12 protein-coding genes and 1 pseudogene are annotated in these 16,759 nt (G+C 38.5%); 11 read left to right on the top strand and 2 right to left on the bottom strand.

The window, feature by feature from the left end:
• The first annotated feature begins 1 nt into the window (after nucleotide 1).
• The 8 genes and pseudogenes from fabD (at nucleotide 2) to AC6IWN_RS12375 (ending at nucleotide 8,626) form a co-directional block, all read left to right on the top strand.
• Nucleotides 2-943: an ACP S-malonyltransferase gene (fabD, locus tag AC6IWN_RS12410; RefSeq protein ID WP_497987727.1), complete on the top strand. Its 942-nt coding sequence runs from the start codon at nucleotides 2-4 to the stop codon at nucleotides 941-943.
• Between the two features lie 14 nt (nucleotides 944-957).
• On the top strand, nucleotides 958-1,698 hold the full coding sequence (gene fabG / locus AC6IWN_RS12405) for a 3-oxoacyl-[acyl-carrier-protein] reductase (protein ID WP_497987726.1): 741 nt from the start codon (nucleotides 958-960) through the stop codon (nucleotides 1,696-1,698).
• Between the two features lie 20 nt (nucleotides 1,699-1,718).
• On the top strand, nucleotides 1,719-2,957 hold the full coding sequence (fabF, locus tag AC6IWN_RS12400; protein WP_497987725.1) for a beta-ketoacyl-ACP synthase II: 1,239 nt from the start codon (nucleotides 1,719-1,721) through the stop codon (nucleotides 2,955-2,957).
• A 3-nt stretch (nucleotides 2,958-2,960) separates the two neighbouring features.
• Nucleotides 2,961-3,449, top strand: a complete 489-nt coding sequence (accB, locus tag AC6IWN_RS12395) for an acetyl-CoA carboxylase biotin carboxyl carrier protein (protein WP_497987724.1) — start codon at nucleotides 2,961-2,963, stop codon at nucleotides 3,447-3,449.
• 813 nt (nucleotides 3,450-4,262) lie between these two features.
• Nucleotides 4,263-4,688 (top strand): 3-hydroxyacyl-ACP dehydratase FabZ, encoded by a 426-nt coding sequence (gene fabZ / locus AC6IWN_RS12390; protein WP_497992202.1) that lies wholly within the window; start codon nucleotides 4,263-4,265, stop codon nucleotides 4,686-4,688.
• 101 nt (nucleotides 4,689-4,789) lie between these two features.
• Nucleotides 4,790-6,121 (top strand): acetyl-CoA carboxylase biotin carboxylase subunit, encoded by a 1,332-nt coding sequence (locus tag AC6IWN_RS12385; protein ID WP_497987723.1) that lies wholly within the window; start codon nucleotides 4,790-4,792, stop codon nucleotides 6,119-6,121.
• A 3-nt stretch (nucleotides 6,122-6,124) separates the two neighbouring features.
• A pseudogene (locus tag AC6IWN_RS12380) lies at nucleotides 6,125-7,843 on the top strand (acetyl-CoA carboxylase carboxyltransferase subunit alpha).
• 378 nt (nucleotides 7,844-8,221) lie between these two features.
• Nucleotides 8,222-8,626 carry a DUF2500 domain-containing protein gene (locus AC6IWN_RS12375; protein ID WP_497987722.1) on the top strand — a complete coding sequence of 135 codons (405 nt, stop codon included), beginning with the start codon at nucleotides 8,222-8,224 and terminating at the stop codon, nucleotides 8,624-8,626.
• Nucleotides 8,627-8,796: 170 nt separating this feature from the next.
• Here AC6IWN_RS12375 and AC6IWN_RS12370 read toward each other — a convergent pair whose 3' ends face one another.
• Entirely contained in the window at nucleotides 8,797-9,621 is an 825-nt protein-coding gene (locus AC6IWN_RS12370) for a hypothetical protein (RefSeq protein ID WP_497987721.1), read from the bottom strand.
• Between the two features lie 253 nt (nucleotides 9,622-9,874).
• On the opposite strand from AC6IWN_RS12370, the gene AC6IWN_RS12365 reads away from it, so the two are divergent.
• The 3 genes from AC6IWN_RS12365 to AC6IWN_RS12355 all read left to right on the top strand — a co-directional run bounded on the left by AC6IWN_RS12365 (nucleotide 9,875) and on the right by AC6IWN_RS12355 (nucleotide 14,755).
• Nucleotides 9,875-10,768, top strand: a complete 894-nt coding sequence (locus AC6IWN_RS12365; protein ID WP_497987720.1) for an AraC family transcriptional regulator — start codon at nucleotides 9,875-9,877, stop codon at nucleotides 10,766-10,768.
• A 111-nt stretch (nucleotides 10,769-10,879) separates the two neighbouring features.
• Nucleotides 10,880-12,637, top strand: coding sequence for an alpha/beta hydrolase (locus tag AC6IWN_RS12360; RefSeq protein WP_497987719.1), 1,758 nt, complete (start codon nucleotides 10,880-10,882; stop codon nucleotides 12,635-12,637).
• A 324-nt stretch (nucleotides 12,638-12,961) separates the two neighbouring features.
• Nucleotides 12,962-14,755, top strand: coding sequence for a cellulase family glycosylhydrolase (locus AC6IWN_RS12355; protein ID WP_497987718.1), 1,794 nt, complete (start codon nucleotides 12,962-12,964; stop codon nucleotides 14,753-14,755).
• A gap of 149 nt (nucleotides 14,756-14,904) precedes the next feature.
• Here AC6IWN_RS12355 and AC6IWN_RS12350 read toward each other — a convergent pair whose 3' ends face one another.
• Nucleotides 14,905-16,545 carry an ABC-F family ATP-binding cassette domain-containing protein gene (locus tag AC6IWN_RS12350; protein ID WP_497987717.1) on the bottom strand — a complete coding sequence of 547 codons (1,641 nt, stop codon included), beginning with the start codon at nucleotides 16,543-16,545 and terminating at the stop codon, nucleotides 14,905-14,907.
• Nucleotides 16,546-16,759 lie beyond the last annotated feature (214 nt).

Genomic DNA, 16,759 nt, shown 5'->3' with positions numbered 1-16,759 from the left:
GATGAGTAAAACAGCATTTTTATTTGCAGGACAGGGTTCACAGTATATCGGAATGGGGAAAGAGCTATACGATAACTATGAAGTTTGCAAACAAACATTTGAAGAGGCAAACGAGAGCCTCGGTATGGACTTAACAGATTTGATATTTAATGGTAGTAAAGAAGAGCTTGATCTTACAGAGAATACACAACCTTCGGTTGTAACAATGTCTATCGCCGCATATCGTGCGATTGTAGCAGAAGGAATCACTCCTGATGTGGTGGCCGGGCTCAGTCTCGGAGAGTATTCTGCTCTTATTGCAAGTGGTGTATTCAGTTTATCACAGGCAGTTCCATTGGTAAGAAAAAGAGGACGCTTTATGCAGGAAGCAGTTCCTGCCGGTATCGGTAAAATGAGTGCAATATTAGCCTTATCTGAGGAGAAAGTAAGAGAGGCTTGTTCTGAGGCTAAGGAATACGGTATCGTAGAGCCGGCTAACTTTAATTGCCCTGGACAGATCGTAATCGGTGGCGAAATAAAAGCAGTCGATGAAGCTGCTAAGCTCTGTAAGGAAAAGGGAGCTATGAAAACAATTGATTTAGCAGTAAGCGCACCTTTCCATACATCAATGCTCAAACCTGCCGCAGATCGTCTTCTTCAGGAATTGGAGCCGATGACACTAGGTGAAATAGGCACTTCAATTATCGCTAACGTGAATGCAGAGTTTGTAAATGACAGTGGGGCTGTTAAGAATCTTTTATACAACCAGGTTATGAGCAGTGTTCTGTGGGAGCAGACAATCAGAAAGATGATTGAAAGCGGTGTAACCAAGTTTGTAGAGATAGGACCTGGTAAGACTCTTTCCGGATTTGTTAAAAAGATTGACCGAGGACTTAAAATATATAATGTAGAAAACATCACTTCACTAGAAGCAACAGTAAAAGCCTTGAAGGAGGCGCAGTAGAAAGGAATCACATTATGCTAAACGGGAAAGTTGCAATTGTTACCGGTGCCGGAAGAGGAATCGGAAGAGCGATTGCCTTACAATTTGCTGAGCTTGGAGCAAAGGTTGTGATTAATTATCGTAACAGTATTGCTCAGGTAGAGGAACTATTAGAAACAATTAAAGCAGCAGGTGGAGATGCAGTTGCGATTCAGGCTGATGTCAGTATTGAAGAAGAGGCAAAGAAGTTAGTACAGGAAGCGGTAAAACATTACGGAAGATTAGACATTCTGGTAAACAACGCAGGAATTACAAAAGATAATCTTTTGATGCGTATATCTGAGGCTGATTTTGATAGTGTTATTGATATCAATCTCAAAGGAACTTTCTTATGTACGAAGCATGCTTCCACAGTAATGCTAAAACAAAAAAGCGGTAAAATTATTAATATCTCATCCGTGGTTGGATTAACAGGTAATATTGGTCAGACAAATTATGCAGCCTCCAAAGCAGGTGTAATTGGTATGACTAAATCAGTAGCTAGAGAGCTTGCATCCAGGGGAATCACAGTGAATGCAGTTGCACCGGGATTTATCGATTCCGATATGACGAGTCAACTATCCGATAAAGTTAAAGAAGCTACTTTGGCGAACATTCCTTTAAAAAGATATGGTAATGCCGGCGAAGTTGCAAGTGCAGTCAGCTTCCTGGCTTCAGAAGCAGCAAATTATATTACCGGCCAGGTTATCCAAGTGGATGGCGGAATGGTAATGTAACAAAAAGAAGGAGAAAGCATATGAATCGTAGAGTTGTTGTAACAGGTATGGGTGCAATAACCCCAATCGGTAATAACGTAAAAGAATTTTTTGATAGCGTGCAAGCAGGAGCATGCGGTATTGATTTTATTCAAACCTTTGATACAGAAGTATATGCAGCTAAAACGGCAGCACAGGTTAAAAATTTTGATCCAAAGAATTACATGGAAGCAAAAGAAGCAAGAAGAATGGATCGTTTTTCTCAATTTGCAGTGGTAGCAGCGAAAGAAGCGGTAGCGGATTCTGGTCTTGACTTAGAGAAAATCGATAGAGAGCGCTTTGGAGTTATCGTTGGTTCCGGTATCGGTGCACTGGATGACATCGAGAAAGAAACAAATACATTAAGAGATAAGGGACCCAAGAGAGTAAATCCGTTATTTATCCCGATGACAATCACTAATATGGCAGCAGGTAATATCGCAATTCAATTCGGAGCAAACGGTATTTGTACAAATGTAGTAACTGCATGTGCTACCGGTAATAACTGTATTGGTGAAGCATTCCGTAATATTAAGCATGGCTATGCAGATATTATTATCTCCGGTGGTGCAGAAGCATCGATTACACCTTTGGGTATCGCAGGATTTCAGGCACTAACCGCATTATCAACCAGCAAGGATCCACTCAGAGCATCCGTTCCTTTTGATAAGGAAAGAGATGGTTTTGTTATGGGCGAGGGTGCAGGCATCTTAATTCTTGAAGAATATGAGCATGCGGTAGCACGTGGTGCAAAGATCTATGCTGAAGTAGTAGGTTATGGTTCTACCTGTGATGCTTATCATATTACTTCACCGTCTCCAGATGGTTTAGGCGGTGCAAGAGCTATGACTCTTGCGATGGAAGAAGCGGGCATTACACCGAAGGAAGTGTCCTATATCAATGCACATGGTACCAGTACTCCGACAAATGATCGTACAGAAACAGCAGCAATCAAGATTGCAATGGGTGAAGAGGCTTATACAACACCAATCAGTTCCAGTAAATCCATGTTTGGACATTTACTCGGCGCTGCAGGTGCTGTGGAAGCGGTTGTATGTCTGAAGGCAATTGAAAATGACTTTATTCCGGCTACAATCGGATATAAGGTTCCTGATGAAGAATGTGATCTTGACTATGTACCGAACGTAGGAAGAAAAGCTACAGTAAATTATACAATGTCCAACTCCTTAGGATTTGGTGGACATAATGCAACAATTATCTTTAAAAAGGTGGAGGTATAAGCCATGGATTATAAAGCAATTATAAACCTAATGAAGGAAATGAACCAAACTGATTTAACAAAGGTTGAAATCGAACAGGAAGGCTTAAAAATCTGTTTAGAGAAAAATGCAGAAATCGTAACGGTAGCACCTACTGTGCTTCCTCAGGCTATCGCTCCATCCATAATCCCAGCAGCTCCGGTTAACTATGCACCCGCGCAGACAGTAGCAGCACAGGAAGTTCCTACAGCGCCTGTTGTAGAAGCAGTTGAGGAGACAGGTAAGAAGATTGTATCTCCTATGGTTGGTACCTTCTATGTATCACCATCACCGGATAAGCCGGCCTTCGTTAAAGTTGGCGATAAGATAAAGAAGGGTCAGACTGTTTGCATTATTGAAGCGATGAAATTAATGAACGAAATCGAAAGTGAATTTGACGGCGAGATCGTTAAGATGCTTGTTGAGAACGAACAAATGATAGAATTCGGCCAACCTCTTTTTGTGGTTAAGTAGGGAATAGGGGAAAATGGTTCGAGGGTAGGTTGTGAGGATTTTCTTGCTCGTCGTTTGAAGACCGGAATGTATTTCGGTTACCTTAACATCCCTCGCCTTGTTCGCATCATCTTAGTCATCTACGATGTCTATCTGATTCGTACAATTCGTCGGGATGTACGGTAAATGAAATACATTTCCCGGTTCTTCAAACGCCAACCAACAAAATCCGCATAGTTTAACTCGAAAAATTATGCCTTAATAAAATTCTAGTTATATTCTTTAAGAGATTGTCTGGAATTTAGGACAAAAGGAAAAGAGACCAAGTATTGCTTAAGAGATTGTCGGGAATTCAGGACAAAAGGAAAAGAGATCAAGAATTGCTTAAGAGATTGTCAGGAATTCAGGACATAAGAAAAAGTGATAAAGTCTTGGTGTAGAGATTGTCGGGAATTCAGGACAAAAGGAAAAGAGACCAAGAATTGCTTAAGAGATTGTCAGGAATTTAGGACGAGAAAAAGTATGTAGAATTGTTTCGATAAGTGGTCTGGAATTCAGGATGAAAATATATGAGATTTGTTTGTAATATTTTTAATACTTATTTAATTGGTTTTAGATAGAGAATTGTAATATAATGGTAGGTGTACATGCCCATAATATGGGAATTAATATACCTACAACACCTGAGAAACATTTTTGGGATGTTTCTTAGGCAGATCAATTGGTTATAATTAAGAGGTATTTTGAATTAGAAGTAGAACACATATGAATTTTATGAATGACATCGAAGTCTATGTTTACAGTTCGTGTCTTGGTAAAAGAAAGGAATGTATTATGTTAAATGTTGATGAAATTCAAAAAATAATTCCTCATCGTCCTCCGTTTTTGTTGGTGGATCGTATTGATGAGATGGAGCCTGGAATCAGTGCTACCGGTAGAAAATGCGTTACAATGAATGAACCATTCTTTCAGGGACATTTTCCTGGGAAAGCAGTTATGCCAGGTGTATTGATTATTGAAGCATTAGCCCAAGTGGGAGCGATTTGCATGCTATCCATACCGGGGAATGAAGGAAAGATTGCATTCTTTGCTGCAATTGACAACGTAAAATTCAAGCGTCAAGTATATCCTGGAGATGTTTTGACCTTGGAAGTACACATAACAAAGAATAAAGGAAGCTTTGGAATAGGATCAGCGAAAGCAACTGTAGACGGAAAAGTTGCAGTGGAAGCGGTTCTTACCTTTGCAATTGGACAATAATACTTATTGAAGTGAAGTTTAGATTGGGAATTTATGTTTCCACCACGACAAATTTGTGCTGCTACCGAACTTATTCGATTTGCAGCAGAATGGAGTTTAGAATGTTTAAAAAAATATTGATAGCAAACCGTGGAGAGATTGCTGTTAGAATCATCCGTGCGTGTAAGGAAATGGGAATTGAAACCGTAGCGGTATATTCCGAGGCAGATAAAGAAGCATTACACGTGTTACTTGCTGATGAAGCAGTATGTATTGGCCCTGCAAAATCTAAGGACAGTTATTTGAATATTCAAAATATAATCAGTGCAACGGTTCTTACCGGTGCGACAGCAATTCATCCGGGATTTGGATTTTTATCGGAAAACAGTTCATTTGCTAGAATGTGTGAGGACTGTAACATCACATTTATTGGACCTGATGCAGATACAATTGATCTTCTTGGTAACAAATCAAGAGCACGAGAGACTATGATGGCAGCAGGTGTTCCGGTTGTTCCGGGCTCTGATGGAGAAGTGGAAACCGTGGAGGCTGCACTCGAATTGGCCGATAAAATCGGCTACCCAGTTATGATTAAAGCTTCATCAGGTGGTGGCGGTAAGGGTATGAGAGCCGTACACAAAGCTGAGGATTTGGAAAACCTTTATAATGCAGCGAAGGCAGAAGCAAAAGCGGCTTTCGCAGATGATAAGGTATACATTGAAAAATTAATCGTTAATCCGAAACATATCGAGTTCCAGATTCTTGCGGACAGTCATGGTAATGTTGTGCATCTTGGAGAAAGAGATTGCTCTGTTCAAAGAAGAAATCAAAAGATGATCGAGGAATCACCTTCGGCAATTATGACACCGGAACTTAGACAAAAGATGGGTTCCGCAGCAGTAAAAGCAGCGCAAGCTACCGGATACGTGAATGCTGGAACAATTGAATTCCTGTACAGTAATGGAGAGTACTATTTCATGGAGATGAACACCCGTATTCAGGTGGAGCACCCGGTAACCGAATTAGTAACCGGAATCGATATGATTAAGGCTCAGATTAAAATAGCAGCCGGTGAGGAGATGCCTTACAGACAGGATAATATTGAATTCAAGGGTCATGCAATTGAATGTAGAATTAATGCAGAAGATCCAAGTAAGAATTTTATGCCATGTCCGGGTCGTGTGGAAAATGTTCTGTTCCCTGGTGGTCTTGGTGTAAGAGTGGATAGTGCACTTTATCCCGGCTATGTGGTTCCATCCTGTTACGATTCTATGCTTGCTAAGGTTATCGTCCATGGAACTGACCGAGAAGAAGCAATCTCTAGAATGAAGAGAGCATTGTCAGAGCTAATAGTAGATGGAATTCAAACCAACGTAGAATATCAGTATGAGCTTTTAGAGAGAGAAGAGATTATCTCAGGAAACTATCACACTGGTTTAATAGAGGGTAAGTAAAATATGAGTAAAAATCCTTTAAATCCTTTTAAATCAAAGCATTATGCAACATCGAAAATCGTATATCGTAACACTCCTCAGGATGCAGAGCAGCAAGAGGAGGAACGCCCGAACGTTCCGCATGGTATTATGACAAAATGTCCAAAATGCGGTAAGGTTATTTATACAAAGCTTTTGATAAAAAATTACAAAAGATGTGATGAGTGTGGATTCAATTTTAAGGTATCTGCACATGAACGTTTTGCTATGATATTGGATGACGGTGAGTTGCAGGAATTTGATGCACATATGTCAACGAGAGATCCCTTAAGCTTTCCGGGATACGGAGATAAGCTGGTAAGAACACAAAAACAGACAGGTTTGGTGGATGGAGTAGTTACAGGTAAAGGTTTTATAGACGGCAATCCTGCCATGTTGGGTGTAATGGATCCTGCTTTTTTCATGGGAAGTATGGGTACTACAATCGGCGAGAAGCTTGCCAGATTATTTGAACGAGCAACAAAGGAAAGGCTTCCGGTGATTGTATTTACTGCTTCCGGTGGAGCAAGAATGCAAGAGGGAATCTTCTCATTAATGCAGATGGCTAAAGTCAGTGCAGCAGCAGCAAAGCATAGTGAAGCTGGTTTGCTCTATATAACTGTTCTGACTGACCCGACAACCGGTGGTGTAACTGCAAGCTTTGCAATGTTGGGTGATATTATTCTGGCTGAGCCCGGAGCGCTGATTGGATTTGCAGGTCCTCGTGTTATTGAGCAGACCATTGGACAAAAGCTTCCTGAGGGCTTCCAACGAGCAGAATTTTTATTAGATCATGGTTTTGTTGATCAGATCGTTCCGAGAGATCAATTAAAACAAACCTTAGGAAAGCTAATCAAAATGCATTCCGAAAGAACATTGGCTTAATGGAGGATGCCAGTTAGGCATTATGGAGGTAATATGAGTTTAACACCATGGGAAAAAGTTAAATTGGCTCGAATGCCGGTAAGACCTACCGGTCTTGACTATATTGAACGTATTTTTACTGATTTTATGGAAATGCACGGAGACCGTTTTTATGCTGATGACCAAGCTATTGTCGGAGGCGTGGCTTATTTCGGAGACATTCCGGTAACAGTAATCGCCGAACAAAAGGGTCGTAACACCAAAGAAAATATCGCTAGAAATTTCTCGATGCCTCATCCAGAAGGATATCGTAAGGCACTACGTCTGATGAAACAGGCTGAGAAATTCCACCGTCCGATTATTTGCTTTATCGATACACCGGGAGCATTCTGTGGTCTTGGTGCGGAGGAAAGAGGGCAGGGCGAAGCAATCGCAGCAAATCTGGCGGATATGATGTTACTTAAGACTCCGATCATATCGGTTGTAATCTCTGAAGGAGGTAGCGGTGGCGCACTAGCATTAGGAGTAGCTGATAAAGTATATATGCTGGAGCATTCCATTTATGCAATTCTTTCACCGGAGGGCTTTGCAAGTATCCTATATAAGGATTCTTCAAAGGCTGATCAGGCCGCAAGAGATATGAAGCTTACTGCACAGGATTTACACGGATTTGGTATCGTGGATGGAATCATCGAGGAACCACAGGGTGGTGCACATATGGATTACGATATGGTTGCTATGAACATTAAAAAGGTAATTGAAGTTGATTTGAAAGAATTGATGGCGACGAAGCTAGATGTGATGTTACAGAACCGATACGATAAATTCAGGAAGATGTAATTGCATATTTTTATTTAGAAATTATATAAATGATATTATTGAATTTGATGGGATTGTCACAGAATGTGACAATCCCATTTTAAAATTTCAAGGTAATATATTGGGTTAAGTTGTTTTATGTAATATCAATTTAATTACAGATACATTGTTTCAATATGGTACATTGTACAATATGATTCATTTGTTTCGATATGATATGTTGTTATCATTTGGTACATTCCGTATTATGTTAGATTGTAGTGTATGGTAGAAATTGTTATGGAATAAATTACAAATGTATTATATAATAGTCTTAAACAATACTAAAAATTTACTGATTAAGGCTAATTCTGTTTCTTCTAGCCATAAATAGTTAAATTGATAAGATATGGAGGTTATATGGAGGATATTGAGATGCAAACAATTGATTCAGGATTTTCAATTATGTTCATTATTGTTCCGATACTTATAGCTATTATATTTATTTTTGTTTTTACAATGATTATTGCTCAAATAGTTCGAAATGCGAAACAAAATCGAATAAATAATAATTCTCCTGTTTTATCGGTGGAAGCAAAGATTGTAACAAAAAGATCAAATATTCGAGGTCATCATCGAGATTCCTTAAATGATATGAATTATGGAACCTATGCAACCACCTATTATGTGACTTTCGAAGTCGCGAGTGGAGATAGAATGGAGTTCAAAGTTGGTGATTCGGAATACGGATTGCTGGTGGAGAATGATTTTGGGAGTCTTACATTCCAAGGGAATCGATATATTAGTTTCGAACGTTATCGGTAGATTGAAGGTGTAGCGACTTCATACAGTTGCAAACGAATATATGGATCTCATATTTATACGCTATATCACTTGGATGAAGTATGGTTCCTAAATAATAAACAGGAAAGAGGATAGCTTGGGGAACCCCAAGCTATCCTCTTTCCTGTTAGTTTCAATCTACATAGATATCCTTACTTGACGTGTACGATGCTGGATGTGATGGTTCCGCAGATGCTTTCTGTGTAGTGTCTATATTCTTCATAATTAATGTAGTGTTCTTTACCCCAGGAGGATATGCGAAGCATATAACGTGATGCAATATCGTCCCTTATGATTCCGGTAACTGTAACAAAGTGTCCGTTAACTGCTGGATGAGCTAATTTATAGTAGTAGGCCTTTTTAACTTCATTTATTTTATTTTCTGGCTCTGTTGATGCATCCTGTGTTGGAGTATCATTAAGCCGAAATTCGATTTTTCTAAGTTCATAAAACGGAATGCCTTTTTTACCCCAGATCTTCGGTAGATTAGGGCCAATGGATAATATGACGGGAATATCCCTGGACAACATTTCGCTCATAATTCCTAACATGTCATAATAGGATAATTTATAACGCCAGGTAGCATGTAGACCTAAGCCATAAGCTTTTGAGTATGCATTAATGGAAGATGCAATCTTGGTCCCTAATACGGCGATAATTCGATGTGTCTTTATATAATGGGCATTTATGAAATGCACATATTGATCATAGTTTTCATCATAGATTTGACTACCACCCCTAATTGCAATCTCGGTATCAGGGGTTTGATAGCTTTGATTCTGTAATGCCAGGTACAGGAACATATCTGCGGTTGCGATTGTTCCGCAACCATAATTATAAAGAACATAATCCTTACTAATCCGTTTGGTTGGTGGAAACCACTTTTGACTTCCGCCATAATATATATGGGAGTCTTTCATTACCGGAACATAATTTGGGTCTCTAAGTTCTGCAGCAAAGTCATTGTTTGGTAGCACGGTAGATTCTCCTAATATATGTTCTCTATTCTATTTTATTCAGAACGCTTATTCATGTTTCGGGGAGGGGTTTTCCTAATATATGAAAATATTCTATGCTATTCGACATATATTTATGTGAAAATGATGTCCAGTAGTAATTTGGTAGAAAGCCGGTGGAGATTTTTGATAATCCATTATATAATATATTTAATGATGGATGATTTTAATTCTTTATGACAGCATATATAATCAGGATAGGAGATAAAATTGTATGGATTGGATAGCAGCAATACAGAAAGCAATTGATTACATAGAATCTCATTTGGTTGATGAAGAAATTAAATTAAAATTGGAAAGCATTGCAAAGTACGTACATTCTTCTGAATCTCATTTTTTAAAGATATTCAGCATCGTTACAGGAGTTACTGTTGGCGAGTATATCAGAAACCGCAGGCTAACCTTAGCGGGAGAAGAAATACTTTTAACTGATGCAAAAATTGTTGATATTGCTTTAAAATATGGTTATGAAACGGCGGAAAGCTTCTCAAAAGCATTTACCAGATTTCATGGTGCTCCACCGAAGGAGGTTCGTAAAAATAGTTCGGGTTTAAAATCCTATCACCGTCTGAACATTAGCTTTAAGCTTGAGGGAGGACAGTCCCTGAATTATAGAGTACTGCAGCAAAACAGCATACGAGTGCTGGCAAAGTTAAATGTTTTTCAAGCAAAATCGGTAGATCAAGATAGAATGGAGATGGCTGATTTCTTGAAGAAATGTGAGAAAGAAGGACTATATGAAATATTGGTCAAAGCGAATGAAAAATCACAAAACTTCAAGGATGTTACATTTGGTATTCATGATGGAATTGATTGCGCTGAGGATGACTCGGAATTTCGATTTGGTATCGGCGTAGAATACAATGGAGAAACAGTTCCGGATGGTTATAAGATAATTGAAATTCCTTCTAAGAGGTGGATTATCTTTCAATGCGTAGGCATGAGACCTACTGCAATTCAAAATCTATGGTATAAAGTATATACAGAATTTTTACCATTTACATCATATCAGGTTGATGAAGACGGAATATTAGAAGTTTGCAAAGAAGGGTTTCGTAACGGAGATGATGTAGCTAGTGAATTATGGCTTCCATTAATCAATGACTGAAGTTTGAAATGAATACATAAGAGCCAATATACCGGACAAAACAAAGCAGGAAATGTCGAGAAGATTTTCCTGCTTTATATTATACTTTTATATAAGAAGGAGGTTTTAAATATGAAGCATATAAAGGCGGTTTTGGCTCTTTACCTGATGTTTATCATGATTGTTATGACAGCCTGTTCAAAAGGGGATAAAAATTCAGAGGAAACAGGCAATAAAGCTACACCCACCAGTGCAGTGCAAAAACAGCGATCCTATGAGAATGGTATGACTAAAAATGAAAAATCAAAGATATCCGTTCAGAAAATGGATTATGGAGAATCAATTTCTTTTTATGATGATGAGATTGGTAAAAATTATAAGTCTCTATTATTGAAAAGTAAGAATTTCAATCAAACAAATGATGCTTCGCTTTTTATTGTATTAGGAAAAAATTTTAATGATACCGAGATAAGGGAATTAAATAATTATGTGAACAATAATAATCCACAGACAATGATTCTTCTATTGAATAATGGTGAGGATCTAAACAACAGTGCTGAAATGAAGAAAAGCTACATTGATAATGCGGGAGCTTTGAATAATTTCATAACAAACAATTTTCTGGGTTGGATGTGCGAAAATTATAAGATTAATACAAATAAAATATGTATTACAGGATACGGAAAAGCCGGTTGTTTTGCAGCCATATCCATTTATGAAAAGAAAAATGTAATGCAATATCTATTGGTGCAACCGGAGCTTCATCTACAAAATAAAAACCTAGATATTATCAATAAGGATAAGAATTATGCTGGGGCAAATAAATCACTTCCTTCTAATATATGTGTTGTCAGAGCCGGGGATGATCAGATGTGGATGGCATATAAAAGTACAACGCAATGGATTGAGGCATTAACAGCAGATAATTATAAGGGGTTTGCATTAAAAGATATAGTTATACCAGGTTCGGGCAGTAACACGATTGGATTTGAAGCGCTAATACAAGGATTATGTTATTTTGATTCTAGAGAATATGGAGATAAGGAGAAAGCTTGTGTTTTAGCTGCAAAAGCAATGAGCCAGAAAGAGAAGGATAGTATTAAACTTGGTGCTCTTTCGAAGGAACACGAATTTTATAATGAAGTTGTAGGAAAAGATCCTGCTGCAAAAGATTATATCAAAGAGATTACAATGTATGATGAAGAGATTAACGATTCCTTTTTAATACATCTCTCTTTACCAAAAGATTATGATCAGGCTAAAAAATATCCGCTGGTTTTAATGACAGATGGTATTTGGAGATTAAGTGATCATCCGGAGATAAGAGCTATGATGAAAAATGGCGAGGTAGAGGATGTTATATTGGTAAGCGTGGGCTATCCGAATGGTTACGATTATTCACAGATCAGAGAACGTGATCTGGTTCGCAAGCCGGATTTGTTTTTGCAATTCTTGGTGGATAATTTGATGCCATATATGCGTGAAAATTATAGCGTCGATACCACCCGGACTATGTTGACAGGGCATTCCTATGGGGGTTATTGGGGATACTATTCCTTATTCCATAGCGATACAATTGGGGAGAATACATTTGCCTATTATTATATTGGTAGCCCATCCTTCCAATGCAATACAAATCTCGCACTTGTATCTAGTTTTGAAGATTGGTATGCTCAAAGAAATAAGGATTTAAACTGTTCTGTATATATGACGGTTGGAAGTGCAGAAACCACGTTTATTGAGATGTATAAACCATTTTTAGAAAAGTTAGAGGGACGCAACTACGGTGGATTTAATTTTGAATATAAAATCATCAAAGGTTATGATCATAATACTGTATTTAAACCCTCAATCAGAAATGCGATGTTAAAATTTTATCCTGCGAAATAAAAGATAGTAAATATTTCTTTAATAAAAGATTACAGGAAGAAGTTTGATAAAAAGGCATTATACAGGTTGTTTGAATAGTCTGTGTAATGCCTTTTTACTATGATTTAGGGACTATTATATTATATGAGAAGGAGGAATGTATTAGTTGTATAGATTTGTTTACAAGAATAGGACATGATGCTATAATGCAAATGTAAATAAATGGGAGGAGATTCTAACTGTACTTACGAATTCAATATACGATGCTAATAAGATTACCGTATTGTTGTAGGTGAACTTAAGCGGAGCAAGGAATATTAATATTAATTAATAAGGAGGTATAGTATGAAAAAGCTTGTATCATATGTTGTAGCAATTCTTTTGGTGGCTGGGCTCATAATTACTCCACAAAAAGCCTTGGTAAAGGCGGCCTCACAGCCAGCAGATGACTATCTTCATGTAAACGGCAATAAGATATTAGATCAGAATGGCAATCAAGTCAGACTTACAGGAATTGCTTGGTTCGGATATGAAACAACGAATGCAGTTTTTCATGGAATCTGGAGTGTAACGCTGGAAAGTGTTTTAGACAAGATAGCAGATAATGGCTTTAACCTATTAAGAATTCCTCTCAGTGTTCAATTGGTAAATCAGTGGCGTAAGGGCATATATCCAATGTCAGACAGTGTCAATACCTATGTAAACCCTGGACTTGAAGGGAAAAACAGCCTTGAGATACTTGATACTGCCATCGCTTACTGTAAGCAAAAGGGTATCAAGGTTATGTTTGATATGCACAGGGTTGTGAATACACAGCAGTTGAATCTCTGGTATAATGATACTTATAGTGTTACAGATTTTGAAGAAAGCTGGAAATGGATTGCCACTCATTATAAGAATGATGATACCGTAATTGCATGTGACCTGTTCAATGAACCACATGGTACACCAGGCCAGGGAAGTGCGGCTGCAAAATGGGATGGGTCAACAGATCAGAACAACTGGAGATATGAAGCAGGTAAAGTTGGGCAACAGATACTGGCCATTAATCCCAACCTACTGATTGTTGTCGAGGGCGTTGAAGCAACACCGAAAACAGGACATACTTATGGCGAACCTGATAATCCAACAAACAGCCCGTATAATTTTGACTGGTGGGGAGGGAATTTGAGAGGGGTAGCGAACTATCCCGTTAACCTTGGCACCGGCAATGGTCAGATAGTATATTCACCCCATGATTATGGCCCCAGTGTAAGTGCACAATCTTGGCTTCAGCCGGGATTTACAAAGGAATCCCTCACAACCAACTGCTGGGATCCAAATTGGTTATATATTCATAAACAAAATATTGCTCCTATATTAGTAGGGGAATGGGGTGGAAGGCTTGATGGAGGGGATAACCAGAAATGGCTTACCTACCTCGCTCAAACCATAGCTGAGAACAACCTTAATCACACTTTCTGGTGTATGAATCCTAATTCAGGCGACACCGGAGGAATATTAAAGGATGATTGGGTAACGATTGATACAGACAAATATAATATAGTGAAGCAAACCTTATGGAAGGATAGCAGCGGTAAATTTATCGGTCTCGATCATCAGGTAAATCTTGGTGCTAACGGCACGCATGTCGGTGGTTCAACGAATCCTCCAACAATTACACCGACGAATATACCGACGATAACTCCTAGCATTACTCCTACCATTACCCCAACGGTTACTCCAAGGATTACTCCTACGGTAACCCCGACAGCTACTCCGACGGTTACTCCAAGGGTAACCCCTACAGTAACTCCGACGATTACACAGGTGCCAGCAGGTATTGTTGTTACCTATACCGTATCCAGCAGCTGGGGTACCGGTGCTAATATCAATGTAACAATCAAGAATAATGGCACTACAGCAATAAATGGATGGACATTAGCATGGACATTACCGTCAGGGCAAAGCATCGCTAATATGTGGAATGCCTCCTATACAACGAGTGGAGGCATCATATCAGCAACGAATCTAAGCCATACCGCAACGATTGCTGCAGGCGGTGGAACGCAAAGCTTTGGTTTCAATTTAAACTACAGTGGCACGTTACAAACACCTACCGCTTTTACTCTTAATGGAGCGGCCTGTCAGATTCAATAATGATAAAAGTTCATCAAAATTGATAAAAGTTAAAAATGAAGAATACCAACACGATATCTGAATGAAACTCCAACCATTAACACAGAACAAAAGGGGCTGTTACGTATTTGCTTTGTAACAGCCCCTTACTTCAATCTTAATATCGTAATTTATTCTTCTGTGGCTTCATCCTCAGCTTCGAATTCACAAATCTGTCTCTTTCTTGCCATCTCATCACTTTCTAGATATTCATCATAGGAAGAAATCTTATCAATCAAGTGACCATTTACAATCTCCATAATTCTGTTTGCAGTGGTCTGAATGAACTGATGGTCAGGTGAGGTGAATAATGCCACACCTTGGAATTTTATCATACCGTTATTTAACGCGGTGATAGATTCCATATCCAAATGGTTGGTAGGTTCATCTAGAATTAAAACATTTGCACCCATAATCATCATTTTGGAGAGCATAACACGAACTCGCTCACCACCGGATAATACATTGACCTTCTTGGAGCCTTCTTCGCCGGCAAATAACATTCGTCCCATGAAACCACGTACATAGGTTACATCCTTCTCAGGTGAGTAAGGCATCAAGAAATCTGTGATGGACTCATCGCCTGCAAAGAGCTTAGTGTTATCCTTAGGAAAATAAGCGGAGGTAGTAGTGATGCCCCATTTGAAGGAGCCCTCATCCGGTTCCATCTCACCAGCTAATATCTTAAACAGCGTGGTAGAAGCAGCGGTATTAGGTCCAACAAATGCGATCTTATCATCACGACCAACCATAAAGGAAATATTATCGAGAATCTTTACTCCATCAATGGTTTTAGATAAATTCTCTACGGTTAACACTTCATTACCGATTTCTCGGTTTGGTCTGAAATCAATATAAGGATACTTACGGCTGGATGGTCTAATATCATCAAGCTCGATTTTTTCGAGTGCTTTCTTACGGGAAGTAGCTTGCTTTGATTTGGAAGCATTTGCACTAAATCGCTGGATAAAGTCCTGTAGCTCTTTTATCTTTTCTTCCTTCTTCTTATTCGCATCCTTCATCTGCTTCACCATCAACTGGCTAGACTCATACCAAAAATCATAGTTACCGGAATAAAGCTGGATTTTAGCATAATCAATATCAGCAATATGGGTACATACCTTATTTAAGAAATAACGGTCATGGGATACTACAATTACAGTATTTTCAAAGTTAATTAAGAATTCCTCTAACCAACGAATCGCTTCTAGATCCAAATGGTTGGTAGGCTCATCGAGCAATAGGATATCAGGATTGCCAAAGAGTGCCTGTGCAAGCAATACCTTAACCTTTTCGCTACCATTCAGCTCGCTCATCTTTTTATAATGAAGCTCTGTATCAATACCAAGACCATTTAACAAAGAGGCAGCATTGGATTCTGATTCCCATCCGTCCATCGCGGCAAAGTCACCTTCTAGTTCACTTGCACGGATACCGTCTTCTTCGGTAAAGTCTTCTTTCGCATAAATTACTTCTTTTTCTTTCATTATCTCATAGAGACGTTTATTACCCATAATAACAGTTTCTAATACTTCAAAGGAATCATATTTGAAGTGATCCTGTTGTAGGAAGGATAATCGCTGTCCCGGGGTGATGATGATATCACCGTTGGTGGGCTCAATCTGCCCGTTTAATATTTTAAGAAACGTTGATTTACCTGCGCCATTTGCACCGATTAATCCATAGCAGTTACCTTCGGTAAACTTAATGTTTACTTCCTCGAACAATGCACGTTTTCCTAATCTTAAAGTTACATTACTAGCTTGAATCATGTAAAACCTCCTGGATACTTCTTTACAAGTGATACAACAAGATGTTTCACCTGTCTAAATTTAAACAATCGCCATTTTCTATTGTATCGTATATTCTTGAATTTGCAAGTAATTTTTACTATACGGAAAAAGTAAATTTCACTAGTCATATAGTGGTATTATGGTATATAATGAAGAAAAAAGAAGAAAATTCTGGTATTTCATTTTTTTATAT

Source organism: Variimorphobacter sp. HTMS_6, assembly GCF_059717775.1.
The sequence above is the reverse complement of the archived record's forward strand: the minus strand, read 5'-3'. Positions and strand labels throughout refer to the sequence as shown.

Coding starts and splice junctions, on each gene's coding strand:
- fabD (WP_497987727.1), top strand. CDS start 2: ATGAGTAAAACAGCATTTTTATTTGCAGGACAGGGTTCACAGTATATC.
- fabG (WP_497987726.1), top strand. CDS start 958: ATGCTAAACGGGAAAGTTGCAATTGTTACCGGTGCCGGAAGAGGAATC.
- fabF (WP_497987725.1), top strand. CDS start 1,719: ATGAATCGTAGAGTTGTTGTAACAGGTATGGGTGCAATAACCCCAATC.
- accB (WP_497987724.1), top strand. CDS start 2,961: ATGGATTATAAAGCAATTATAAACCTAATGAAGGAAATGAACCAAACT.
- fabZ (WP_497992202.1), top strand. CDS start 4,263: ATGTTAAATGTTGATGAAATTCAAAAAATAATTCCTCATCGTCCTCCG.
- AC6IWN_RS12385 (WP_497987723.1), top strand. CDS start 4,790: ATGTTTAAAAAAATATTGATAGCAAACCGTGGAGAGATTGCTGTTAGA.
- AC6IWN_RS12375 (WP_497987722.1), top strand. CDS start 8,222: ATGGAGGATATTGAGATGCAAACAATTGATTCAGGATTTTCAATTATG.
- AC6IWN_RS12365 (WP_497987720.1), top strand. CDS start 9,875: ATGGATTGGATAGCAGCAATACAGAAAGCAATTGATTACATAGAATCT.
- AC6IWN_RS12360 (WP_497987719.1), top strand. CDS start 10,880: ATGAAGCATATAAAGGCGGTTTTGGCTCTTTACCTGATGTTTATCATG.
- AC6IWN_RS12355 (WP_497987718.1), top strand. CDS start 12,962: ATGAAAAAGCTTGTATCATATGTTGTAGCAATTCTTTTGGTGGCTGGG.
- AC6IWN_RS12350 (WP_497987717.1), bottom strand. CDS start 16,545: ATGATTCAAGCTAGTAATGTAACTTTAAGATTAGGAAAACGTGCATTG.